We start from the raw sequence: 23,366 nt of genomic DNA, 5'->3' as shown, positions 1-23,366 counted from the left end.
GGACCGGCCGCGCGGCGATCCCGCGCGGCCGGTCCCGTGCCCCTATTCGAGCTTCTCGAACCAGAACTCGTGCTTGAGGAACGAGGTGTCGTACTCGTGGCCCGGGTAGGGCGGGATCAGCTGCGAGGCCTGGAAGAGCCGCCAGCCGTCACGCAGGGCCTCGGTCCCGGTGTCGTACGGCGGCAGGTCGCTGTCGCCGGTCGTGGGGTTGGTCTTGCCCGTGCCGTCGTAGTACGCCCAGGCCAGGACGTCGGCATCGAGTGCCGAAGTGTTCAAGTAGAGAACGAGGACTTGCTGCTTCATCAGACCCTCCCGGGGCGGTTGGCGACGCGGGTCGCCCAGTAGTCGATGTCGAACGAGGGGTTGTTGGTCAATGCCCGCCACATCTTGATGCGGTTGTAGACCTCCAGGCGGGAGGTCGCGTGCTCGGACCAGGGGTGGTAGACGTTGAGCTCGGCCGACACCTGCGGGTCGTCCAGGTCGGACACGTCCCAGGTGCGCACCTGCGGCACCGTCGGGTTGAAGCGGATCTTGTACATGTAGCGGCGGATGTCGGAGTCGTTGCGGCGCCCGCCGTGCCAGATCCCGTGGTGCAGCAGGACGACCGTGCCGGCGGGGCAGGTGAGGCGGGTCTGGCCGCGCAGGTTCTGGTAGCGGCCGGTGTCGGACTCGTTGGTGCGGCGCAGGTGGCTGCCGGGGACGGACAGGGTCCCGCCCATGGTGCCGGTGACCTCCTGCGGGTAGTACATGAGCTGCACGTCGAACGCGTCGACGCGGGTGTCGATGATCGCGTCGGCGTGGAGCGGCTGCGCGGCGCCCTCGTGCGGTTCGCGGATGTGGATGGCGTGGTGGTCGACCGTCGGGTCGTCGCCGACGAGGCTCCGGAGCGCCCCGGCCACCGCCGGAATCTCCAGCAGCCGCCGCGTGAACGAGCCGGGCTCGTAGGCCTCGTCGACGGGGGTCCCGTAGGGGACCGGGCCGAGCCCGGCCTCCATGATGCCGATCGCTTCGGCGTTGAGGTCGGAGGGCACGATCGCGTCCATCCGGTGGAAGCCGTTGGCGACGAACCGCGCGACCTCAACCGAGGTCAGTAGATGCTTGGTGGTTGTCATACACCGAAGATAGGATCAGATTCCGCTGTTGTAATTGGCAGTAATCACCAACTAGTGGTCGGTTTTCATCATGCGCACGGTGACCCTTTACCTGGACGAGCCGCCGGACGTCGTCAACGCCGGTGTCGGCATCGGCGGCCTCAACGTGTCGGAGGAGAGCTTTCTCCTGCCCGACCTCTGGCAGATCCACATGCACAAGTACGAAGGCGCGATCGAACTCGGCGGCACGCTCCACCCCATCAAGCCCGGCTACGTGAGCCTCATTCCGGCCGGGGTCGAAGTCCGCTTCCACTATCGGGGCCGCTCGGAGAACTTCCACATCCACGCGCGCCTCCCGAAGCACGGCAGCCCGAACACCGTGCCGGTCATGCAGGACCCCGGTGCGACCACCTCCGCGCTCGCGGAGATGTTCCGCCAGGCCGTCACCGCGAACCCGGAGGCTCCGGCCCGCGCGAACGCCGAATCCTGGGCGCTGCTGTGGCGGATGGCGCGGCTCGATGCGGGACCTGCCGGCGGAGGCCACCATCGTTCAGTGGAGGCCGCCCTCGCCTATATCGAGGAGCACCTGCCGGCTCCGCTGGCCGTGCCGGAGATCGCCGCCGCGGTCGGCTTGTCGCACAACCATTTGACGCGCCTCTTCCACGCCGCCACCGGCACCACCGTGGTCGCCCACATCCGGCGCCGCCGCCTCGAACGGGCCCGTCACCTGCTCCTGGAGTCGACCCTGTCGATCCCGGCGATCGCCGCCGCGGTGGGCATCGCCGACCTCCAGGCGTTCAACAAGGCCTGCCGCCGCGAGCTCGGGGCCTCGCCGCGGGCGGTGCGCGAGGCGGTCCGGAAACTCTGAGCCTTCGAGGGGTTACGGGGGCGCGTTACTCTGCGGTACCTTCACAAAAGTTACTCACGCCACGCTCGGAGGTGCCAGTGGCCGCAACGCCGCGTTTGCCCGACTTCGCTTGGGGGGTGGCCACTTCGGCCTTCCAGATCGAAGGCGCCACAGTGGAGGACGGCCGCGGGCCGTCCGTCTGGGACACGTACACCGGCACGCCAGGGAAGATCCGCGACGGCCACACCGCCGCGACCGCCTGCGACCACTACCACCGCTACTCCGAGGACATCGCCCTCATGCGCGACCTCGGCATCGACGTCTACCGCTTCTCCATCGGCTGGCCCCGGGTGCGACCGGGCGGCACCGGCCCGGCCAACGGGGCCGGGCTCGACTTCTACGAACGCCTCGTCGACGGACTCCTCGACGCCGGGATCACCCCGATGGCGACCCTCTACCACTGGGATCTCCCGCAGCCCCTGGAAGACGCGGGCGGCTGGCTCGACCGCGACACGCCCCACCGCCTCGCCGAGTACGCCGCGATCTGCGCCGAGCGGCTCGGCGACCGCGTGCGGCACTGGATCACCCTGAACGAGCCGTTCGAGCACATGGCCCTCGGCTACGCGCTCGGCCAGCACGCCCCCGGCCACACCCTGCTGCTCGACGCGCTCCCCGTCGCCCACCACCAGCTGCTCGGCCACGGCCTGGCCACGAGCGCCCTCCGCGCGGCAGGCGCGCCGCACGTGATGCTCACCAACAGCTACACGCCCGCGGTTCCCTTCACCGGCAACGAGAACGACCTCACCGCCGCCGAGGTCTACGACGTCCTCCACCGGCGCCTGTTCACCGACCCGGTGCTGCTCGGCCGCTACCCGGACCTCTCGGCCCTCGGCCTCGAGTCCCTCCCGTTCGTGAAGGACGGCGACCTGGAGGCCATCGCGCAGCCCCTCGACGGCCTCGGCGTCAACTACTACAACCCGACCCGCGTCGCCGCGGCCCCGTCGGAATCCCCTCTGCCGTTCGAGATCGTCGAGTTCGACCACGTCAAGACCACCGACTTCGACTGGCCCGTGATCCCCTCCGGGCTCACGCAGACCCTTGTGGAGCTCACCGAGGACTACGGCACCGCCCTGCCGCCCCTGTGGGTCACCGAGAACGGCTGCTCCTACAGCGTCGAGCCTGCCGCCGACGGCTCGATCCCCGACCAGGACCGCATCGACTACCTTGCGGCGCACGTGAAAGCCGTCGACAACGCGATCGCGCAAGGCGCCGACGTGCGCGGCTACCTCGTGTGGAGCCTCCTCGACAACTTCGAATGGGCCGAGGGCTACCACCAGTGCTTCGGACTGGTGCATGTGGACTCCGAAACACAGGACCGCACCCCGAAGGCCTCCTTCGACTGGTACCGGGAACACATCGTGCAGAGCAGACGTCCGTGACCACCGCACCCGAAGCCCCTCCGCCCACCGCCCTCGCCGAACCCGAACACAACGTCGGGAAGGTCTGGATCGGCGGCATCACCACCGGGATGCTCGGCCTCTACATGGCCTTCTTCACCCCGATCCAGGTGCTCCTGCCGCTTCAGCTCGCCGAGATCGACGAGGACGGCAAAGTCGCCGCGTTCGGCCTCGTCACCGGCTTCGGCGCGCTCGTCGCCGTCGTCGCCAACCCCCTCGCCGGAGCGCTCTCCGACCGCACGACCGGCCGATTCGGCCGCCGCCACCCGTGGACCCTCGGCGGCATCGCCGTCGGCGCCGCCGGGCTCTGCCTCCTCGGACTCCAGACCACCGTCATCGGCGTGCTCCTGTGCTGGTGCCTCGCCCAAGCCGCCCTCAACGCCGGATACGCCAGCCTCAACGCGGGCATCCCCGACCACGTGCCGGTCCGCCAGCGCGCGGTCGTCTCCGGCTGGATCGGCTTCCCGCAGGCGCTCGGACTGGTGGTCGGCGCGGTCATCGTGACCATGCTGGTGACCGACCTCCCGACCGGCTACCTGGTGATCGGCTTGGCCGCCTTGGTGATGGCCCTCCCGTTCGTGCTGTCCACTCCGGACCCGCCGCTGTCGCGCGCCGCGCGCCCTCCGTTCTCGTGGCGGGCCCTCCTCGCGACGTTCTGGGTCTCGCCGCGCGCCCACCCGGACTTCGCCTGGGCCTGGTTCACCCGCTTCCTCGTTATGCTCGGCAACGCCACCGGCACCCTCTACCTGCTGTTCTTCCTGCAGGACGCCGTGCACTACGAGGAGCTCTTCCCCGGGCACAGCGCCGACGAGGGCGTCCTCATCCTGACGCTCCTGTACACCGGCGGCGTCGTCGCGACCTCCGTCGCGGGCGGCGTGCTCTCCGACCGGATCGGCCGACGCAAACCGCTTGTGGTCGTGTCTTCCGCGGTCATGACCGCGGCCGCGCTGCTGCTGACGTTCTGGCACACTTGGCCCGCCGCGATCGCCGCCGCCGCGATCATGGGCGCGGGCTTCGGCATCTACCTCTCCGTCGACCAGGCCCTCATCACCCAGGTCCTCCCGGCCGCGACCGACCGCGCCAAAGACCTCGGCATCATCAACATCGCCTCCACCGCGCCGCAAGTCCTCGGCCCGGCCCTCGCCGCCCCGATCGTGGCGGGCCTCGGCGGGTACTCGGCGCTCTACGCCTTGAGCGCGATAGCGACCCTCCTCGGGGGCATCCTGGTGTGGCCCATCAAGTCCGTGCGCTGAGGCGCGTACCCACCGGGTCGCACGCGGCGGGTAGCGTCGGAGGCACGTGCCGCATCTCAGGAGGAACGATGGACACGCGATCCCTCGCGCGCCGCTGCACCACCGCGGCCGCTACGACGGCCCTGCTGCTCACCGGCGCTTTCGCGGCGGCGCCCGCGCAGGCGCAGACCGACTTGCGGGCCCCATGGACGTGCAGCGGCGGCAAGAACGCCGACAGCGGCGACGCCGGCGGCGTCGACGTCTTCGCCACCTGCTCGTCGTCGGGGAACCGGGTCTCGGCCCGCTTCAACGCCGACGGCGAGCACCTCATCGTCTGCGACCACTACCCGAACGGCCACAGCACGATCGCTCGACTCACCGTGGCGGGCAACGGCACCGCGACGTACCGCAGCTCCGGCAGCGGCCAGTGCACCGACTTCAACCTGAGCTTCGACGAGGGCCTGTCCGCGAGCGTCGTGGTCTGCACCGCGGACACCAGCGAGGCGCTCTGCAGCGGCCGCTCGCGGGGCGGCGTCACCTGATCGACCCGGCGGCAAGCGGTTAGCATTTCGAGATGCCCGCCGCCATCCTGTACTGCGCCGACATGCTCGCCCCGCGCCGCCCCGACGAGCACTACGCCGCCGAGGCGGCCCTGGCGGCCGGGTTCGGCGCACCGATCGCGCTGATCGACCACGACGCTTTGACCCGCGGCGAGACCGCGCGGGCGGTGGCACGGGTCCCCTCCGGCCTCGGCCAAGCCTGGTACCGGGGCTGGATGGCGACGGGCGACCAGTACGCCGGACTGCACCGGGCGCTCACCGCTCGCGGGGTCCACCTGGCCACCGCCCCCGGGCAGTACCGGGCAGCGCATGAACTGCCCGGCTGGTACGGCGCCTTCGCCGCCTTGACTCCGGCGAGCCGATGGATGCCCTTGGAGCCGAGGCAGATTCCCGACGACGGGGTGCTGGCCGCGCTGGCGGGGGAGCTGCCGAGCGGGCCGGGAATGGTCAAGGACTACGTGAAGTCCCGCAAGAGCGAACCGGAGGCGTGCTTCGTCGACGACCTCGCCGACACCGCGTCCCTGCACGAGACCGCCGCGACCTTCATCGAGCGCCAGGGCGCCGATCTCGCCGGAGGCCTCGTCGTGCGCGCCTTCGAGGACTTCATCGGCTCCTCCGGCCGGGCGGCGGAGGCCCGGGTCTGGTGGGTGCGAGGCGAACCGGTCGTGGTCGGCCCGCACCCGGACCAGCCGGGGACCGCGGTCGCACCCGACCTCACCGGCATCGCGGCAGCCGTCGCGGCCCTGGGCTGCCCGTTCATCACCACCGACCTCGCGCAGCGCACCGACGGCCGCTGGAGGGTGATCGAAGTGGGCGACGGCCAGGTCAGCGACTTCCCCCGAGGCACCGACCCGGAGCCGCTCCTCCGAGCGCTCCTGCGTGCGCCTCACCCGCTGTAGAGGCGGTCCAGGCCGACGAGCGCCACTGCCGGGTCGTGCGCGGCCGCCGCGGTGAGGTCGGGGCTGAAACCGGTCAGGGAGAACACTCCCAGCACCGCCCGGTCGGTGCGGTAGCCGAGTCGGGCGAGCGCGTCGCGGATCTCCTGGAGCCGGGCCAGCGCCGCGGCGCCCTGGCGCTGGCCGGTCGCCTTCGCCTCGCCGATGAAATTGACTGTCTTTCCTTCGACCGCAAGCACATCGACTTCGAACTTGGCGCGGCCCGCGTTGTCGTGGACGTTCCCGGTGCCGACCTCGCCGAAGCCCTCGGGGCGGTCGAGTTCGTCGGGTGCGAAGCGGTGCACCCATTCCCGGGACAGCTCTTCGAAGTGCGGGCCGAGGATCTGCGACCGGAACGTGTCGCGCATGGCGTTCCAGACCTGGACCGAGCGCCCCAGTTCGAGCTGACCCGCGCGGGGGGCGGTGATGAGCCGGTCGAAGCGGATGATCGGGTCCCGCACTGCGATCGAGCTGCGCCCGCGCACCAGGTCGGGGCGGCGGGCGACGTAGCTGCTGGCTTCGAGGGTGCTGAGCAGCGGCCGGACCGCGTCCTTGCTGCGTCCGGTCTCGGCGCCGATCTTGGCGAGCGTGGTCGATCCGCGGGCGATCGCCCCGAGCACGTCGTGGTACGCCGAGCGGTCGGTGATGCGCGGGTCCTCGCGGAGCAGGTAGTCCACCTCGGCGGTGGTGAACGCGCCGAAACCGGTGCTCAGCAGGGTGTCGGGCACCCATTGCTCGAATTCGGCCGGGTTATGGGGCACGCGGTCGATGAGCCGCTTGTAACCGGGGTAGCCGCCGACGCACGAGTGGACCTTCAGGTTGGTCTCGGCGTCGGCGATCCCCCAGAGTTCGGCGGTCTGCCGGTAGTCGAGCGGACCGAGCTTGAGGTCGACCATGGCGCGGCCCCGCAGCGGCTTCGTCCCGGACAGGAGCTCGCGCATGACGCTGAGGGAGGAGCCGCAGAGGATGACCCGCCCGCCCGGCGCCTCGCCGCGCTGCGCGCGGTCGTAGAGGAGCTGGAGGATGCCGGGCAGGTGGGGCGCTTTCGCCATGGCGTAAGGGAACTCGTCGATGATCAGCAGCGGCGGCCGGCCGCCCGGGGTGGTTCGCGCGGCCACTTCCAGCGCGCTCGTGAGCAGGGACTCCCAGTCGGCCGTGGAGGCGCCGGCTATCCCGCCGTGGGCGCTGATCCCCGAGGCGAACCGGGCGCGGGCGGAGAGGTCGCCCTCCTCCTGGACGCACACGTGGTAGAGCCCGCCGACGGCCTTGGCCGCGGCGGTCAGCAGGTGGGTCTTGCCCGCGCGGCGGCGTCCGGAGACGATGCCGATCTTGAGCGTGGCGTCGCCGCTGTCGCGCAGGAACCGTTCGAGGACCTGCCATTCGAGGTCGCGGCCGATGATCGAGTCCGGCTTGCGCATGGAGCACCTCCGCTTGAATTCGTGTAGTCGAGACTACACGAAATTCGTGTAGTTGGAGGTACACGAAAAGCGTGTAGCTCGAACTACACGAATTTCGCGATGCGATTATCGGGCGGGCGTGCCGAGGTCTTCCGGTCCGAGGCTCAGGGCTTGGCTGATGGCGAGGACGTCCTGGTATTCGCGCCAGTGCAGGATCCGGCCCTCGCGGACGCGCAGGACCGCGATGAAGGTCGCCGATGCGCGGACGCCGGTGGTGGTGATCGTGCCGGCGAGTTCGTATTCGACGACGAGGACCTCGGGGTCGGCGGTCTCGAAGGTGGTGAGCTCGCGGAACTCTTCGAAGCGGAACGGCAGCGGCCTGCCCGCGTAGAACTCGAGCCAGGCTTCGCGGCCTTCGTGGCGTCGCATTCCCGGTGGGGAGAAAGGGGTCTCGACCACGATGTCGTCGGCCAGCAGGTCGGCCGGGAGAAGCGTGGCGCCGTCCTCGCGGAGCACGGCCGCCTGCATCCGGCGGTAGGTCTCGAGGGGAGTCGCGCGGGACATGGCGGTGCCTCCGGAACTAAGATGAGTAGGACTCGATTTCGAATATAGTGAGTGGCACTCACTTTGGCAAGGGGGATTGGCGGATGAGCCGAGACGGCATGGTGCCCAAGGGGGAACGGCCGGTGCGCGCCGACGCCCGGCGCAATCGGGCGCGGATCCTGGAGGCGGCGGAGGCGGTGTTCGCCGAGCATGGCGCGTCCGCCGCGACCGATGCCGTGGCCGCCCGGGCCGGGGTCGCGATCGGCACCGTCTTCCGGCACTTCCCGACCAAGCCGGACCTGCTCAAGGCCGTGGTGATGAACCTCCTGGACCGGCTGATCGACGAAGCCGACACGATGGTCCGCGAACAGGGCGACGGGGCCGCCCTGTTCGAGTTCTGCGCCCTCGTCATGTCCGTCGGCGCCACCCACCGGACCGTCTTCGAGCGGCTGGCCGAGACCGGAGTCCAGGTCCGCGTCGGCGACGCCCTCGAGCGCCTGCGGCCCTCCGTCGACGTCCTCCTCGACCGGGCCCGAGACGGCGGCGTCGTCCGCGAGGACCTGCGCACCGATGAGCTGATCCCGCTGCTCGCCGCACTGTGCCAGGAGGCGATCGCCGCCGACTGGGACGAGCGGTTCCGCCGCCGCGCCCTCGACCTCCTCTTCGACGGCCTGAGGAGCTGACGGCGGTCGCGGGTCGTGGTGACGATGCCGCCACAGGCTACTGCACCCGAACGCGACTCAGCCCGCGGTCGCGGCCACCGCCCGGTACTGCGACGGTGCGAGACCGTACTCCCGGGTGAACGCCTGGCGCAGCGCCTCCGCCGAAGCGAAACCGCACCGCGCCGCCACCCGGGCCACCGGCAGATCCGTGGTCGAGAGCAGTTGCGCCGCAGCGGTCACGCGCGCCTGCCGGACGAAGCGGCCCGGCGTCTGGCGCAGATGCGTGCGGAACAGGCGGGTCAGATGCCTTGGGCTCACTCGCGCCACCCCCGCCAGGGCCTCTGCGGACAGATCGCCGTCCAGGTGTTCGCTGACATGGTCGGCGACCTTGCGGACCACGTCGTGGTCCACCGCCGGAGCGGCCGTGAACATGCTCATCTGCGCCTGATTGCCGGGCCGGTGCAGGTAGGTGACCATCGCGCGGGAGACCCAGCGGGCCAGGTCCGGCCCGAAGTCGGCTTCTATGAACGACAGCGCCAGGTCGAGCGCGCTGGTCACTCCCGCTGCGGTGTAGACGTTCCCGTCCCGCACCCAGATCGGCCGCGGATCCACCTCGACCCGCTCGTACTGCTCGGCGAGGCGCTTCGCGAAGTGCCAGTGAGTGGTCGCGCGCTTCCCGTCGAGAAGACCCGCCGCCGCGAGGACGCTCGCGCCGGTGCACAGCGAAGCGACCCGTTCGCTCTCGCGGGCGAGCCGCCGCACGTGGCCCACGAGCCGCTCGTCGCCGGCCGCGCGCTCATGTCCGAGCCCGCCGGAGACGACGAGCGTCCCGATAGGGCCGCGAAGTCGTTCCAACGCCGTCTGGCCGTTGAGGACCAGTCCGGTCGAGCAGGTGATCGGACCCCCGCCGGGGGTCGCCAGGGCCAGGTCGTAGCCGAGCGCCGGATCGATCACGCGGACCGCGTCCAATGTGGTCGTGACGCAGGCGATGTCGAGGAGTTCGGCGTCGTCGTAGCCGACGACGACCACGCGGTGCGGTGCCATCCGCTCAGACTAGGTCTGGAAGACCAGGATGCCAAGATTTCGGACCTGCCGAGTACGAGCGATTGACCGGTCTTGCGGAGCGCGGGACCGTAGAAGGGTCAGATACCCCCTCTAGGTATTCAAGGAGCATCGTCATGACCGCCACGACACCCGAAACCCTGCCTCGTTCGGGCGACCCGCGCCGCGTCCTCCTGCGGCGCTGGCCCACCGTCGCCGGGATCGCCATGGCCGCCTTCACCGCTTGGGGCGCGACCTCCGGATCGGATCTCGCGCCGGTCCTCACGGCCTCCGGGTTCGTCTACCTCGGTGCGGCGGCCTTCCAGCGGCGCGGCGCGGCCTGGCCGGTGTTCTTCGTGTCCTTCGCGGTCATCGGCGCGACCGGGTTCACGGCCTACGACACCGAACTCGGCATCTGGATCATGATCGGACTCGCCGTGCCGCTCGCCGCCTACGGCCTGTTCCGGGGCGCCGCCCGGCCCGCCGAAGGCCTGCCGCTCCAGAGCCTCGCCATGGTCGTCGTCGGGGCGGTCGCGGTAGCGGTCCTGCTCGTCGGCGGCGACCTCGGCCTCTACCTCGTGGCGGCCGGCCTGCTCGCCCATGCCGCCTGGGACGTGTGGCACCACCGCACCGAACGGGTCGTCTCCCGCTCGCTCGCCGAGTTCTGCGTCGTCCTCGACACCCTGGTCGCGGTCGCGATGGTGGTCGTGGCCCTCCAGAACTGACCGCGTTGGAAGCCGTTGACATCCGTGCGTTCGATGTGCACCATATATTGAATATGTTCGATGTGATCGCATTCCTCCCGCGATCGCACGGCGCGCGACGACGCGAAGGCGGTCATCATGACGAATCCACCGCAGGCGGGCAGCTCCCGGCGCACGGCACTCAAGCGGATCGCGGCCACCGCGGCAGCGGCCGCCACCGCGCCGCTCATCGGCACCGTCGACCCGGCCAGGGCAGCCGACGCGGCCGCCCAGCAGATCGGCGCGGCGGCCTGGGAGACCCTCATCGACGGCAACTCCTTCGCCAGCCGCGCCGCCCTCGAATCCGAGTGGAACTACCTGTATCCCTGGGGTTCCGACCACAACGGCACCGCGCGCATGTACGCGTCCTCGACGGACAACAACCACTGCTACCTCTCGCCCGCGGGCGTCCTCAACCTCAAGGCCACCCGCATCACCTGGAACGAGGGCAACAGCAGCAAGGACCCCTACCTGCCCATCCACTACCACTCCGCGGCCGTCCACGCCAAGAACCAGGTCCTCGTCAGCGACCGCTACCCCAACTGGGAGATCCGCGGCGAATTCCAGGCCCCCTCCGCGCGCGGCACCTGGCCGGCCTTCTGGATCACCGGCGCGAACTCCTGGCCGCCCGAGAGCGACATCCTGGAGTACAAGGGCGACAACCGAAACTGGTTCAACACCTACGACGGCGCCTGGGAGAACACCCTCGTGGCCGTCTCCTCGCCCGGGAGCTGGCACGAGTACCGGATCTGGATGACCAAGACCTCCGGCACCGACGTGCAGATCCACTACTACCTCGACGGCGCCTGGAAGGGCGCCCACACCGGCTCCAACTTCGTCGGCAAGACGATGAACATCATCATCAACCTCCAGATGGAGGGCGCCTCAGGCTCCTCCGGTCCGGCCGGCGACACCTACTACAAGGCCCGCAACGTCTACGTCGGCCGCACCAACAACGGCTGACCTCCACCGTCGACGGGTCCGGCCGCCTGGCCGGGCCCGTCGTGTCCGCCTGCGGGGGTTGGCTTTGGGAAGCGATTGCCCTACAATCGCATTGACAAATATAAATGCCCGGATTGCTGAGGAAACTCCCGGCATGTCTCAGCGACCGGCCCTCCGATGGAGTCGACATGTCAGTGAATATCGAAAGCCGCCCGCGGCGCAGGCGCCTGGCGGCGGTGCTCGCCGTCGTCCTCGGCGCGGTGATCGCCGCGGCCGGGAGCTTCTTCGTCACGACCAGCGCGCAGGCGGTGGAAACCGGTGTCTGGTACACCGTCGAATCGCGCCACTCAGGCCTCGTGATGGGCATCCGCGCGGCCTCGACCGCCAGCGGTGCCGAACTCGTGCAATGGGACAGCAACGGCTCGTACGACCAGCAGTTCCGCTTCGTGGACGCGGGCGGCGGCTACTACAAGATCCAGGTGCGGCACTCGGGGATGGTCCTCGACGTGGCGGGCGCGAGCAAATCGGACGGCGCGACGGTCCAGCAGTGGGGCGACGCGGGCAGCATGAACCAGCAGTGGACGGTCACCGAAAGCGGCGGATACGCGACCTTCGTCAACCGCGCTTCCGGTAAGGCCCTCGACGTCTGGGAGTGGTCGACCGCCCGCGGCGGGCGCATCTCGCAGTACACGCCCACCGGCGCCGCCAACCAGCAGTGGCGGCTGACACCGGCCGACGGCGGCATCGAGGCCGACCTCATCGTGGCCCCCGACGGCTCCGGCACCCACACCACCGTGCAGGCGGCCGTGAACGCCGCCGCTTCGGGCTCGACGATCCTCATCAAGGCGGGCACCTACAAGGGCAACGTCACGGTGCCCTCGTCCAAGACCGGGCTCACCTTCATCGGTGCGACGGGGAACGCCGCTGACGTGGTGATCCACGACAACCGCTGCGCCAGTTGCGACAACGGCTCAGGCGGGACCTGGGGGACCAGCGGCAGCGCGAGCGTGCTCCTGCAAGGGGCGAACTTCACCGCCGAAGACCTGACCTTCGCGAACACCTACAACGAGGCCGCCAACGGCAACAGCCAGGCTGTGGCCGCCAAAGTCCAGGGCGACCGCATGGTCTTCGACAACGTGCGCTTCCTCGGCAATCAGGACACGCTGCTGACCGACTCGCCCTCGGCCTCGACGGTCTCGCGCCAGTACTTCCACAACTGCTATGTGGAGGGCGACGTCGACTTCATCTTCGGGCGCGGCACGGCCGTGTTCGACGACTGCCGGATCCACTCGCTCACCCGCGGCTCGACCTCCAACAACGGCTACATCGTCGCACCGAGCACCGAGATCACCAACCAGTACGGGATGCTGTTCTACCAGTGCGAGCTGACGAGCAACGCCCCGTCCAACTCGGTCTACCTCGGGAGGCCTTGGCCCGCAGGCGGTTCCACCACCGCGCGCGGCCAGGTCCTCTACCGCGAGACCGTGATGGGCCCGCACCTCCGCACCGCCGAGCCGTGGTCGGACATGTCCGGTCTGGCCTGGGAGGACGCGCGCCTGCGCGAGTACCAGAACACCGGCGCCGGCGCCACGGTGAACGCCAACCGGCCGCAGATGTCCGCCGCGGACGCGGCGAACTACGAGCCCGCGGACTACCTGCGCGGCAGCGACGGCTGGAACCCGATCCGCTGATCCCGGGGGCGTTCCCGGAACCCTGACGACCCTTGGGCGCGGTCCGTCCGATCCGGACGGGCCGCTTTCGCGTGCCGCCTCGCCGGGTTTCTGCACCGAACCGCGCCGCGCGGCGCTCCCCGGTGGTTGTCTGGAAGCACCGCCAGCAACTACGAGCCGGGCGGCGAAGCGCCCGGCCGACGAAGGAGGCAGTGCATGTCCAAGGTCAAACCGATACCCGACGAGTACCCGCGAGTGACGCCGTACCTGCACGTCCAGGGCGCGGCCGAGGCCATCGAGTTCTACAAGACCGTGTTCAGCGCCGGCGAGCGCGGTCGCATGCCCGGCCGGGACGGGAAGATCGGCCACGCCGAACTTGAGATCGGCGGCTCGATGATCATGCTGTCCGACGAGGATCCGGACATGGAAGCTTACGCCCCCGGGCACTTCGGCGGGTCGCCCGTGTCGCTCCACGTGTACGTCGAGGACGTGGACGCGGTCTTCGCCGCGGCGCTGGCCGCGGGCGCGAAGTCCCTCAGCGAGGTCGCCGACCAGTTCTACGGCGACCGCACCGGCACCTTCGAGGACCCGTGGGGCCACAAGTGGCACGTCTCCAGCCACGTCGAAGACGTCCCGCCCGCGGAGATGGAGAAGCGCGCCGCCGCGCAGATGCAGGGCTGAACCGCGACGGCACGGAGAAGCGGCCCGTCCGAGGTCGGACGGGCCGCATGAAGGAGCGGGTTAAAGCACTACCACCCTGCCGCCCAAGGTCACCACGAGCTTCCCGGTCGAATCGAAGGACCAGCCCAGGGCGCCCGAGTAATTCGAGCACCGCGAACCGTTCGAACCCGACCAGAACTGGTTCGAGCTGTCCGAGTTGCCGGAGATGCTGTCGTTCGTGCCGCCGCTGAAGAAGCACGAGGTGTTGCCCCGGAACACGTGCGAACCGGCGCTGAACTGGAAGTTCCGCTCCTCGCTGTCGATGCTCAGGTTGTTCGAGATCGTCATCGAGCCCGGGTTCGAGTTGAACGTGAACCCGTGCTGGCCGTTGTCGAACGCGATGCTCCGCACCACCGTGTGGTTGATCGGGACGTTCTCACCGCCCAGCTTGTAGCCGTTGCGGTCGCCGTTGCTGAAGACCGTGCCGTTGGAGAGGGTGCCGTTGCGGTACGACAGCGAGTCCTCGATCCGCACCGTCCCGATCGGGTCGTAGTCGGAGTAGGTGTACAGGTCCCAGCCGTCGTCGGCGTTGTTGTGCGCCACCGCGTACCGGAACACGTTGCCCGGGCCCACGGTGAGCTTCGCGGCGAATCCGTCCGCGTCCTCGCCGTCGGAGTCCGCGTTGTCGTGCGACTCGGCGCTGATGATGAGGTTGTTCGCGGGCCACGAGGCCGTGGTGCTGGTCGACGACTGGCGCGAGAGCTGAAGCCCGCTGTCGCGGTTGTAGCGAGTGAGGGTGCGCTCCAGAATGTTGTTGCTGCCGCTCACGAAGATGCCGTTGTCACCGGCGCGCTCCACCGTGAGCCCCTTGATGTGCCAGTAGTTCGCGTACAGCGCCAGACCGCGGTTCGCGGAGGCCTCGGACTGCGCCGAGAAGTTCAGCACCGGCCGCTCACCCGGGTACGCCGCGAGCGTCGTGCGGGCGCTCGATGAGCCGCTGTCCTGGTCGATGACGATCGTGGAGGAGTAGTTGTAGGTGCCCCCTCGCATGTAGATCGTCCCGCCCGCGTTCACGCGGCTCAGCGCCGAGGCCAGGGTGGTCGGGGCCGCCTCCGTGCCCGCGGCCGAGTCGCTGCCGCCGGGGGCCACGTAGATCGCGTTCCCCGTGGGCGGCGGGGTGGTGGGCCCGGTGCCGCCGACCTCGAAGTCGAGGTAGTCGATGTTCGCGAGCCCGTCGGCGCTGGTGGACGTGAGGCGGATCGTGTTGCTGCCGGCGTTCACCGGCACCGTGAGCGTCTTGGTGGACCAGGTGGTCCACGCGCCCGTGCCGTTGAAAGCGCTGGCGGACTGGGCGACCGAGCCGTTGACGGTGATGTCGGCGGGGCGGGTGGCGGTGGTGCCGTTGGCGTACCGGATGCCAAGGGTGGCGGTGCCCGCGCTCGCCGCGTTCACGGTGAACTGGGCGGTCGCGCCCGTCTGGTTGGGGGTGTTGCAGAACCCGCTGCCGGAGAAGCCGGCGTTGTTGGAGTCGATGGTGCCGGAGCACGTGGCGGGCGAGGTTTCGGCCTCGTAGCGGACGGGCGCCGCGGAGGCTGAGTTCATCGCGACCAGGGTGGCCGCCGTGGCGATGATGCCGGCGAATCCGGCTACGAGCGCGGTGCGCACGTTTCTTCGAGACATGTTGCTTCCCTTCGCAACTGCGTTGTTGCTGTGCCAATTGACGGTTCGCGAGGTGTACCGGGACCGGGGGATGGGAGGGTCCCCCACCCAGTGACACAAACATTGAAATACATGAATCCAACCGGTTGCCATGAGCGTAAGGAAAAGGCTTTCCTCTGTCAAGGGTGCATATCGGACATTCACGCTCCGGTTCGGATTTCCGGCCGCGACTCCCACCTGGGCGATTGACAAAGTTTGGTGTCCCAACTTAGTCTTGTATCGAGGATGCTCGATACAAACCCCGGTACGGGCACCCCTCCCCCCGAGAGTCGCAGTGGACATGAAGGAGTGCCATGCAAGGCGTCAAGAGACGAACCCGCAGGTTGATCGCCCTAGCGATAGCCGCGGTCGCCACCGTGGCGGCCGGCCTCGCCATACTCGCCCCCTCCGCCGCGTACGCGGCCGAAGGCTGCAAAGTGGAGTACAAGGTCGCCTCGGAATGGGGCGGCGGCTTCACCGGCGACGTGAAGATCACCAACCTCGGCGACGCGATCAACGGCTGGAACCTGGTCTGGACCTTCCCCAACGGCCAGCGCATCACCCAGATTTGGAACGCGTCCTACACCAGCTCCGGTGACCAGGTCACCGCCAAGAGCCTCGGCTACAACAAGTCGATCGCCAAGGACGCCTCAGTCTCCTTCGGCTTCAACGGCTCATGGAGCGGCACCAACGGCGTGCCCGCCCAGTTCAAGCTCAACGGCGTCGTCTGCACCGGCTCGATCGGCGAGCCCAGCACCCCGCCCACGACCACTCCGCCGCCCACCGGCGGCGCCACGGCGATGGAGACCGTCGCCGCGATGGAGCCCGGCTGGAACCTCGGCAACACGCTTGACGCCGTGGGTGCCGACGAGACCGCCTGGGGCAACCCGCGCGTCACCCAGGAGCTCGTGAACAACATCGCCGCCCAGGGCTACAACAGCATCCGCATCCCCATCACCTGGGACAACCACCAGTCCAAGACCGCCCCTTACGCCGTCGAGGACGCCTACCTCGACCGCGTCCAAGAGGTCGTCGGCTACGCGCTCAACGCCGACCTGCACGTCCTCATCAACATCCACCACGACTCGTGGATCTGGATGGCGGACATGAACACCAACCGCACGGTCGTCGAGGCCCGCTACGAGGCCATCTGGACCGAGCTCGCGACCCGCTTCCGCGACGCGCCGCCCGAGGTGCTGTTCGAGAGCGTGAACGAGCCGCAGTTCAACAACGTGGACGACGCGACCGCCCACGCCCTCCTGGACGACCTCAACGTCCAGTTCCACGAGATCGTGCGCGGCACCGGCGGCGGCAACGCCACCCGCGTGCTCGTCCTGCCGACCCTGCACACCAGTGCCGACCAGGTCCACCTCGACTCGCTGAGCAGCACGATCACCTCGCTCAACGACCCGAACATCGCCGCGACCATCCACTTCTACGGCTTCTGGCCGTTCAGCGTGAACGTCGCGGGCTACACGAAGTACAACGCCGAGGTCCAGGCCGACATCGAGGGGTACTTCAACCGCGCTTACGACGAGTTCGTCGCGAACGACATCCCGGTCATCGTCGGCGAGTGGGGCCTGCTGGGCTTCGACGCCCACACCGGCACCGTCGAGCAGGGCGAGAAGCTGAAGTTCTTCGAGTACGTCGGCTACTACGCCAAGCAGAAGGGGCTCACGCTCCAGCTCTGGGACAACGGCCAGCACTTCAACCGCACCACCTACCAGTGGCGCGACGCCGAGCTCTACAACATGATGAAGGCCAGCTGGACCTCCCGCTCGGGCACGGCGTCCTCGGACCAGGTGTACGTGGCGAAGTCGGGCACCGTCGCCGACGTCTCGCTGACCCTCAACCTGAACGGGACCACGTTCCAGGGCCTGCGCCTCGGTGCGACGAACCTCGTGCAGGGCACCGACTACACGGTCTCGGGTTCGACGCTCACGATCAAGGCGAGCCGGCTCACCAGCCTGCTCGGCGACCGCAACTACGGGGTCAAGGCCGACCTGCACGCGGTGTTCTCGCAGGGTGCGCCCTGGCGGATCAGCATCATCTCCTACGACCAGCCGACGATGTCGGCCGCGACCGGCGCCTCGAGCACGTTCGCGATACCGACCCAGTTCAAGGGCGACCAGCTGGCGACCATGGAGGCGAAGTACGCCGACGGCACGAACGCCGGCCCGCAGAACTGGACCTCCTACAAGGAGTTCGCCCGCGCGTTCAGTCCCGACTACACGGCCGGGACGATCAGCCTCCCGACCGCGTTCTGGAACGACGTCGCCGACGGCCAGAAGGTCACCCTGACGTTCCACTTCTGGAGCGGCAAGACCGTCACCTATTACGTGACCGAATCCGGCGGCAACGTCACCGGCTCGCTCACCTGATGTGAACAGTGAGAGCGGCCCCGGCGCGAAAGCGCCGGGGCCGCTTGCCGTTCCGGGCCCGAGAAATACTCGTGGGAGCGGTGCAACCGCCCGCGAAGGCATTGGCGTATTGCTATCTGACGATCCCCAACGTCCACAGCGGCCTCGGCCGTTCCCTCGAAAATCGGAGACAGCATGTCGATTCGCTCATCGAAGCTCCTCGTCCGCGCCTGCACGGCGCTCGCCGCCGCGCTCCTCGCGGGCTTCGCGCTGGCCCCCAGTGCCGCTCAGGCCGCCTCCAGCGGCGTCGCGTTCTGGAAGAACCCCGACTCGATCTACAACGGCGGCCGCGCCGAAAGCTCGAGCTCGGGCGAGAACCTCGCGCTCCTGGACTTCCGCGCCGACGGCTGGGGCACCCGCGCCCAGCTCCAGGTGCGCACCCTGGACCCGGCCGGGTACTGGTACTGGAAGAACACCGGCCCCGTCTGCTTCGACGACACGAACACGAGCAATTCCGCCGGCGGCATGACCGTCTGCGACAGCAACGTCGCGGAAGGCGCCACGTACCGCATCCACATCTGGGCCTCCAGCGGCGGCACCTACAAGTGGCACGACTACAGCGGTGACATCACGGCCTAAGCGGCCACTGCACTGAACCGCCGACCGGTTCGGAGCAGCCCTGGCGTTGGGGGCCAGGGCTGCACGCGACGAACGGCGTCACCTCAGGCTTCGCCGCGGGCCAGCAGGGCGTCGAGCAGTCCTGGGAAGACTGCCTCAATTTCGTTGCGGCGCAATGTATTCATGCGCGAGGTGCCGACATACCGCTGGCGGATGAGTCCGGCCTCGCGCAGCACGTTGAAGTGGTGGGTCGCGGTGGACTTGCTCACCGTCAGGTCGAAGGTCCCGCAGGCCCGGTCCTCGTCCGAGGCGTACAGCTCGCGGACGATACCGCGCCGCACCGGGTCCACGAGGGCCTCGAGCACCTGCTGCAAGGACACGTCGCCGACCTCCGGGTGTGCGGGCACCCGCCCCCGGCCCTCTCGCTCTGCCGTTCGCATCGGTATCGACCTCCCGCGCCCATCATACGATGGTCATCGAAGTATGATCACCATCGAACTTCGATCACGATCGTACTTATCCGGTGAAGGAGCCGAGCATGGCCAAGACGGTGCGCTTCCACGAATACGGCGGCCCCGAGGTGCTGCGCGTCGAGGACGTCCCTGCGGGCGAGCCCGGGCCGGGCGAGGCGATGATCCGGATCGAGGCCGTCGGCCTCAACCGGGCCGAAGCGCTGTTCCGCAGCGGGGTCTACATCGAGCAGGCCCGGTCCTTCCCGGCCCGCCTGGGTGCCGAGGCCGCAGGAGTCATCGAGTCGCTCGGGGAGGGGGTCACCGGATTCCATGCGGGGCAAGCCGTCAGCGTGATTCCGATGTTCTCGATGAACGACTACGGCGTGTACGCCGAACGCGCCGTGGTCCCGGCCGCCGCACTCATCGCCCGTCCCGCATCGCTCGACGCCGTCGAGAGCGCGGCAGTGTGGATGCCGTACCTCACGGCCTACGGGGCGCTCTCCCAGATCGGCGGCATCCGGCCCGGCGATACAGCGGTGATCACCGCCGCCTCCAGCAGCGTCGGCCTCGCCGCGATCCAGATCGCGAACCGGCTCGGCGCGGTTCCCATCGCGACCACCCGAACCCGGTCCAAAAAGGATGCGCTGCTGAAAGCCGGTGCGGCCCACGTGATCGTCACCGATGAGGAGGACCTCGCCGCCGGCATCCTCGAACACACCGACGGCCGCGGCGCCGAATTCGCCTTCGACGCCGTCGCCGGGCCCGGCGTCACCGACCTCGCCGGCGCCGTGGCCCGCGACGGCACCCTGTTCCTCTACGGCGCGCTCTCCGGCCAGCCGACGCCCTACCCGGGCTTCGACCTCGGCATGCCCGCCTTGAACATGCGCACGTTCCTCGTCCACGAGATCACCCGCAATCCCGAACGGCTGCGCGTGGCGGTGGCGTTCATCGGCTCTGGACTGCGTGACGGCACGTTCACGCCGACGATCGACCGGGTCTTCGCCCTCGGCGACATCGCCGACGCCCACCGCCACATGGAGCAGGGCGCGCAGTTCGGCAAACTGGTGGCCACCGTGCGCTGAGCGCGGCTCGGCCGAGGCAGGCCGGGCGGCGGATTCAGCGGGTGGACTCGCGGATCTTGAGTTCGAACGGGGCCGTGTGCACTTCGGGGGGCCGGTCCGGGTCCTCGAGGCGTGCGGCGATGAGCTCCACGGCCTTCTCGGCCATCCACCGGTGATCGGGGGCCACAGTGGAGAGCGAAGGTGAGAGGAACTCTGACACGGAGATGTCGTCGAAGCCGATGACGCGCACGTCCTCGGGGCAGCGCAGGCCCAGGTCCGCCAGGCCGCGGATGACGCCGATCGCGACGGTGTCGGTGATGGCGACGACGCCGTCGAAGTCGACGCCCGCCTCGTGGAGGTCGTGCACCGCCCTGCGGCCGGTCTCCTGGCCCATGCCGGACAGGCACACCAGCGTCGGGTCTACCGGGATCCCGGCGGCCTTGAGCGCGTCCGTGTAGCCGCGATGGCGGCGCGAGCCGACGTGCACGCCCTCGAGGCTCCAGCCGGTGACGTTCGCGATCCGGGTGCAGCCGCGCTCGATGAGGTGCTCGGTGGCCGCGCGCGAACCGGCCTCGTTGTCCATGCCCACGTGGTCCATGGTCTGGCCGAAGTCGCGCTCGCCCAGCAGCACGATCGGGAAGTCCTTCCAGCTGCCGGGCTGCTCGCGCGGGTCGAGGATCACCGCGCTCAGGATGAGCCCGTCGAACTGCAGCCGGTGGGACTGGCTGATCGCCTCGGCCTCGCCTTCGGCCGCCGCGCCGGTCTGCTCGATCGCCACGTGGAAGCCCTTGGCCCCCGCCGCCGCGATCACGTGCTCGCCGAGCATCCCGAAGTACGGCTGGTCGACGCCGGGCACCGCTAGGCCGATCACCCCGGTGCGCCCCGCCTTCAGTGTGCGGGCGTTGACGTTGAGGCGGTAACCGGACTGCTGGACGGCTTCGAGCACGCGCCGGCGCACGGGGTCGCTCACCCCGGGCCGGTTGTTGACCACATTGGATACCGTCATCTTCGACACCCCGGCCAGCCGCGCCACGTCGCTCATCGTCACCATCGTCGGTTACCGCCTCTCATGCTGCCTTCCTATCTTCCCATCATCCGACCGGTCGCACGACGGCCGTCGCGAACGACCACGGCGGCAGCTCCAGGTCGAAACCGCTGTCGCCCTTCAAGTAGGAGTCCACAGGGGTCACCGGCGAGGCCTCGAACGGACGGCCGGCGTCCGGGTCCGAGACGCCCGCGAGGAGCCGCACGTCGGCCCGGACCGGGCCCGGTGCGCCGGGCAGGACCACTTCGGCCGTGCGCGCGGACGCGGTCGCGTTGACCAGCCGCACCACGTACTCGCCAGTGCCGTCCGAAAGCGCGCCGCGCGAGAGCGCCCCGGCCACGACCCGCTGCTCGGGCCGCAGGTCCTGCTCGTAGTCGTGCCGCAGCTCGCCGTCCACCCAGACGCGGACGCGCGGTCCCTCCAAGCGGATGCGCATGCGCACCGGCTCGCCGGTCCGGACGCCCGGCCACGGGATCGGCCCGTGGTCGTTCTCGCTGATGCCGTCGCTGCTGCGGGCCACGCCCGTGGACTTGTTCTGCCAGCCGCCGGCGAAGACCTCCAGGAAGCTCTGCGGCGCTTCGGGACCGAGGCGCACCGTGAAGCCCTCCTCGCCGTCCCGGCGGACCGCCGTGAACTCCAGTTCGGCGTCGCGCGGGTCGATGCCGCCCAGGAGCACACCCTCACCGCCCGGCGCCGTGACGGCGTCCGGCAGCGGGTTGCCGTCGAGGACCAGGCCGGTGAAGGCCACCGTGGCGTGGTCGGAGCGGAGCTTGGCCGTGCCCGCGGTCGGCAGCGCCACCGGTTCGCCTTGGACGCCGTCGAGTTCGACCGAGTGGACCCGCTCGCCGCGCTCGGCGCCGAACATCTGCTGCACGTGGTACGAAGCGCTCGGCAGCACGTCCTCGGCGGTGAAGTAGATGAGGTCGGGAACCCACTGCGTATGGCCGACGCGGGCCAGCAGCGGTGCGTACGAGGCCAGCTTGACCACCTCGGGGCGCCGCTCCAGCCCGATCATGTACGCCGCCTCGGCCAGCGCCGAGCGCACGGTGCTCGACCGGGCCGCGTACTCGCCGATGTAGACCTTCGCCTCGGCCGGGTCGTAGGACTCGTACCGGTCGATGTTCTGGTGGAACCAGCGGGGGACCTGGTAGCCGTGCTCGTCGACCATCGGGGTGCCGCGCTCGCGCGCGTACGCCCATCCGGCCTCGTAGTCGGGCCCGAACGGCTGGGGGCCGGTCGTGCCGATCACCGTGATCTCGGGGTGCGCGGCGACCACCGCGTCCTCGATGCGGGCGTAGCGGTCCCGGAAGGCGTCGGTGATCTCGTCCTCGTTGCCGATGCCGAGGTACCGCAGCCCGAACGGCTCGGGGTGCCCGAGTGCGGCGCGCTTCGCACCCCAGGCGGTGTCGGTGCCGCCGTTGGCGAACTCGACGAGGTCGAGCACGTCCTGAACGTAGGCGTCCATCTCCGACTCGGGGATCGGGGCCCCGCCGCCGGGGGTGTTCTGGCAGCACACGCCGGCGGCGACGATCGGGATCGGCGTCGCGCCGGTGGCCTCGCACAGCTCGAAGTACTCGACGTACCCGATCTGGCGGGACTGGTGGTAGCCCCACAGGTTGCGGATCTGCTCGCGCTCGTGGCGCGGGCCGATCGTGCGCTTCCAGTGGTACATGTTCTCCAGGCCGAGGCCGTGGGCCAGGCACCCGCCGGGGAAGCGGATGAAGCTCGGCCGCAGCTCCTGGAGCGCCGCGAGGAGATCCAAGCGGAACGTCAGCGGCTCTCCATCGGAACCCAAGGGCCGCAGCGAGACGCAGTCGAGGTCCACCACGGCGTCCGCGGGCACGGCGATGCTCAGTTCACCCCGCTCGTCCCGGACCGCGGTCAGATCGAGGTCCACACGCTGCCAGTCGCCCTGTCTCACCGTGAACGCGGCGCGGGCGGACCCGTCGCCGATCTCGACCGCCAACTCGACCGGATCGCCTTGCGCACGAGCGAAGCACGAGAAGCGGAAGCGGGCGTCGGCGGCGAGGCCGATACCGTCCCAGCCCTCGTTCACGAGAACGGCCGGGCCGACCGCGCGGACGTGGTGGGCGTTGTTCGCGTGCACCGGGTCCTCCCGGCGCACCTCGACCTCGCCGACGGTCTCCCAGCCGGTGAGGGCGTTCCAGCCCTCCCGGTCGGCTTCGTTGAACTCGAAGTCGCCGTTGCGGATCAACTCGGCGTTGAGTCCGCCGTCGAGGGCGTCGTTGAGGTCCTCGATGAACAGACCCCACAGGTCGGGGGCCGGGGGGGGGGGGGGCGGGGGCCGCCCGCGGGGGGGGCGCCCGGCGGCCCGGGGGGGGCCCCCCCACG

At 69.6% G+C, this 23,366-nt stretch carries 22 protein-coding genes; 13 read left to right on the top strand and 9 right to left on the bottom strand.

From position 1 onward, the window contains the following. Positions 1 to 42: 42 nt before the first annotated feature. Complete coding sequence (locus O1R50_RS08035; RefSeq protein ID WP_270109410.1) at positions 43 to 303, bottom strand: hypothetical protein; 261 nt, start codon at positions 301 to 303, stop codon at positions 43 to 45. Further along, positions 303 to 1,112, bottom strand: coding sequence for a phytanoyl-CoA dioxygenase family protein (locus tag O1R50_RS08030; RefSeq protein ID WP_270109409.1), 810 nt, complete (start codon positions 1,110 to 1,112; stop codon positions 303 to 305). Before O1R50_RS08030 ends, O1R50_RS08035 begins: the two co-directional genes overlap by 1 nt. A 70-nt stretch (positions 1,113 to 1,182) precedes the next feature. Between O1R50_RS08030 and O1R50_RS08025 the strand changes: the two genes are divergently transcribed. The 5 genes from O1R50_RS08025 to O1R50_RS08005 all read left to right on the top strand — a co-directional run bounded on the left by O1R50_RS08025 (position 1,183) and on the right by O1R50_RS08005 (position 6,086). Continuing rightward, positions 1,183 to 1,959: a helix-turn-helix domain-containing protein gene (locus O1R50_RS08025; RefSeq protein WP_408612632.1), complete on the top strand. Its 777-nt coding sequence runs from the start codon at positions 1,183 to 1,185 to the stop codon at positions 1,957 to 1,959. 77 nt (positions 1,960 to 2,036) lie between these two features. Beyond that, positions 2,037 to 3,377 (top strand): GH1 family beta-glucosidase, encoded by a 1,341-nt coding sequence (locus O1R50_RS08020; RefSeq protein WP_408612631.1) that lies wholly within the window; start codon positions 2,037 to 2,039, stop codon positions 3,375 to 3,377. Beyond that, positions 3,374 to 4,648, top strand: coding sequence for an MFS transporter (locus O1R50_RS08015; RefSeq protein WP_270109406.1), 1,275 nt, complete (start codon positions 3,374 to 3,376; stop codon positions 4,646 to 4,648). The genes O1R50_RS08020 and O1R50_RS08015 overlap by 4 nt, the downstream gene beginning before the upstream one ends. 68 nt (positions 4,649 to 4,716) lie before the next feature. Further along, positions 4,717 to 5,169, top strand: coding sequence for a hypothetical protein (locus O1R50_RS08010; protein ID WP_270109405.1), 453 nt, complete (start codon positions 4,717 to 4,719; stop codon positions 5,167 to 5,169). Between the two features lie 32 nt (positions 5,170 to 5,201). After that, positions 5,202 to 6,086, top strand: coding sequence for an ATP-grasp domain-containing protein (locus O1R50_RS08005; RefSeq protein WP_270109404.1), 885 nt, complete (start codon positions 5,202 to 5,204; stop codon positions 6,084 to 6,086). On the opposite strand, the gene O1R50_RS08000 is transcribed toward O1R50_RS08005, so the two are convergent. Next, positions 6,074 to 7,540 carry an ATP-binding protein gene (locus O1R50_RS08000; protein WP_270109403.1) on the bottom strand — a complete coding sequence of 489 codons (1,467 nt, stop codon included), beginning with the start codon at positions 7,538 to 7,540 and terminating at the stop codon, positions 6,074 to 6,076. The two genes, O1R50_RS08005 and O1R50_RS08000, sit on opposite strands and share 13 nt — an antisense overlap. A 105-nt stretch (positions 7,541 to 7,645) precedes the next feature. Continuing rightward, positions 7,646 to 8,083: a nuclear transport factor 2 family protein gene (locus O1R50_RS07995; protein WP_270109402.1), complete on the bottom strand. Its 438-nt coding sequence runs from the start codon at positions 8,081 to 8,083 to the stop codon at positions 7,646 to 7,648. A gap of 83 nt (positions 8,084 to 8,166) precedes the next feature. Here O1R50_RS07995 and O1R50_RS07990 point away from each other — a divergent pair, with 83 nt between their 5' ends. Beyond that, entirely contained in the window at positions 8,167 to 8,745 is a 579-nt protein-coding gene (locus O1R50_RS07990; protein WP_270109401.1) for a TetR/AcrR family transcriptional regulator, read from the top strand. 57 nt (positions 8,746 to 8,802) lie between these two features. Here O1R50_RS07990 and O1R50_RS07985 read toward each other — a convergent pair whose 3' ends face one another. Then, complete coding sequence (locus O1R50_RS07985) at positions 8,803 to 9,768, bottom strand: GlxA family transcriptional regulator (RefSeq protein ID WP_270109400.1); 966 nt, start codon at positions 9,766 to 9,768, stop codon at positions 8,803 to 8,805. A gap of 134 nt (positions 9,769 to 9,902) precedes the next feature. On the opposite strand from O1R50_RS07985, the gene O1R50_RS07980 reads away from it, so the two are divergent. The 4 genes from O1R50_RS07980 to O1R50_RS07965 all read left to right on the top strand — a co-directional run bounded on the left by O1R50_RS07980 (position 9,903) and on the right by O1R50_RS07965 (position 13,801). Then, the gene (locus O1R50_RS07980) at positions 9,903 to 10,490 is read left to right on the top strand and encodes a hypothetical protein (RefSeq protein ID WP_270109399.1); all 588 of its coding nucleotides are present in this window, start codon (positions 9,903 to 9,905) and stop codon (positions 10,488 to 10,490) included. A gap of 117 nt (positions 10,491 to 10,607) precedes the next feature. Further along, positions 10,608 to 11,471 (top strand): twin-arginine translocation signal domain-containing protein, encoded by an 864-nt coding sequence (locus O1R50_RS07975; protein ID WP_270109398.1) that lies wholly within the window; start codon positions 10,608 to 10,610, stop codon positions 11,469 to 11,471. Between the two features lie 167 nt (positions 11,472 to 11,638). Beyond that, a complete protein-coding gene (locus O1R50_RS07970) occupies positions 11,639 to 13,141 on the top strand; it encodes a pectinesterase family protein (RefSeq protein WP_270109397.1) in 1,503 nt (500 codons plus the stop codon). Between the two features lie 195 nt (positions 13,142 to 13,336). Beyond that, complete coding sequence (locus O1R50_RS07965; RefSeq protein ID WP_270109396.1) at positions 13,337 to 13,801, top strand: VOC family protein; 465 nt, start codon at positions 13,337 to 13,339, stop codon at positions 13,799 to 13,801. 60 nt (positions 13,802 to 13,861) lie between these two features. Here the strand turns inward: O1R50_RS07965 and O1R50_RS07960 are convergent, their stop codons facing one another. Further along, positions 13,862 to 15,460: a carbohydrate-binding protein gene (locus tag O1R50_RS07960; RefSeq protein ID WP_270109395.1), complete on the bottom strand. Its 1,599-nt coding sequence runs from the start codon at positions 15,458 to 15,460 to the stop codon at positions 13,862 to 13,864. A gap of 332 nt (positions 15,461 to 15,792) precedes the next feature. On the opposite strand from O1R50_RS07960, the gene O1R50_RS07955 reads away from it, so the two are divergent. After that, entirely contained in the window at positions 15,793 to 17,859 is a 2,067-nt protein-coding gene (locus O1R50_RS07955) for a cellulase family glycosylhydrolase (RefSeq protein ID WP_270109394.1), read from the top strand. A 174-nt stretch (positions 17,860 to 18,033) separates the two neighbouring features. After that, the gene (locus O1R50_RS07950; RefSeq protein ID WP_270109393.1) at positions 18,034 to 18,477 is read left to right on the top strand and encodes a hypothetical protein; all 444 of its coding nucleotides are present in this window, start codon (positions 18,034 to 18,036) and stop codon (positions 18,475 to 18,477) included. Positions 18,478 to 18,560: 83 nt separating this feature from the next. Here the strand turns inward: O1R50_RS07950 and O1R50_RS07945 are convergent, their stop codons facing one another. Next, positions 18,561 to 18,896, bottom strand: a complete 336-nt coding sequence (locus tag O1R50_RS07945) for an ArsR/SmtB family transcription factor (RefSeq protein ID WP_408612630.1) — start codon at positions 18,894 to 18,896, stop codon at positions 18,561 to 18,563. Positions 18,897 to 18,994: 98 nt separating this feature from the next. On the opposite strand from O1R50_RS07945, the gene O1R50_RS07940 reads away from it, so the two are divergent. Next, a complete protein-coding gene (locus O1R50_RS07940; RefSeq protein ID WP_270109391.1) occupies positions 18,995 to 19,990 on the top strand; it encodes a zinc-dependent alcohol dehydrogenase family protein in 996 nt (331 codons plus the stop codon). A 34-nt stretch (positions 19,991 to 20,024) separates the two neighbouring features. Here the strand turns inward: O1R50_RS07940 and O1R50_RS07935 are convergent, their stop codons facing one another. Beyond that, on the bottom strand, positions 20,025 to 21,011 hold the full coding sequence (locus tag O1R50_RS07935) for a LacI family DNA-binding transcriptional regulator (RefSeq protein ID WP_270109390.1): 987 nt from the start codon (positions 21,009 to 21,011) through the stop codon (positions 20,025 to 20,027). Between the two features lie 49 nt (positions 21,012 to 21,060). After that, a partial coding sequence (locus O1R50_RS07930) for an alpha-L-arabinofuranosidase C-terminal domain-containing protein (protein WP_270109389.1) occupies positions 21,061 to 23,366 on the bottom strand: 2,306 nt, incomplete at its 5' end.

Source organism: Glycomyces luteolus (assembly GCF_027622875.1).
Classification (GTDB): Bacteria; Actinomycetota; Actinomycetes; order Mycobacteriales; family Micromonosporaceae; genus Glycomyces; species Glycomyces luteolus.
This window is presented reverse-complemented; position numbering and strand designations above follow the sequence as displayed.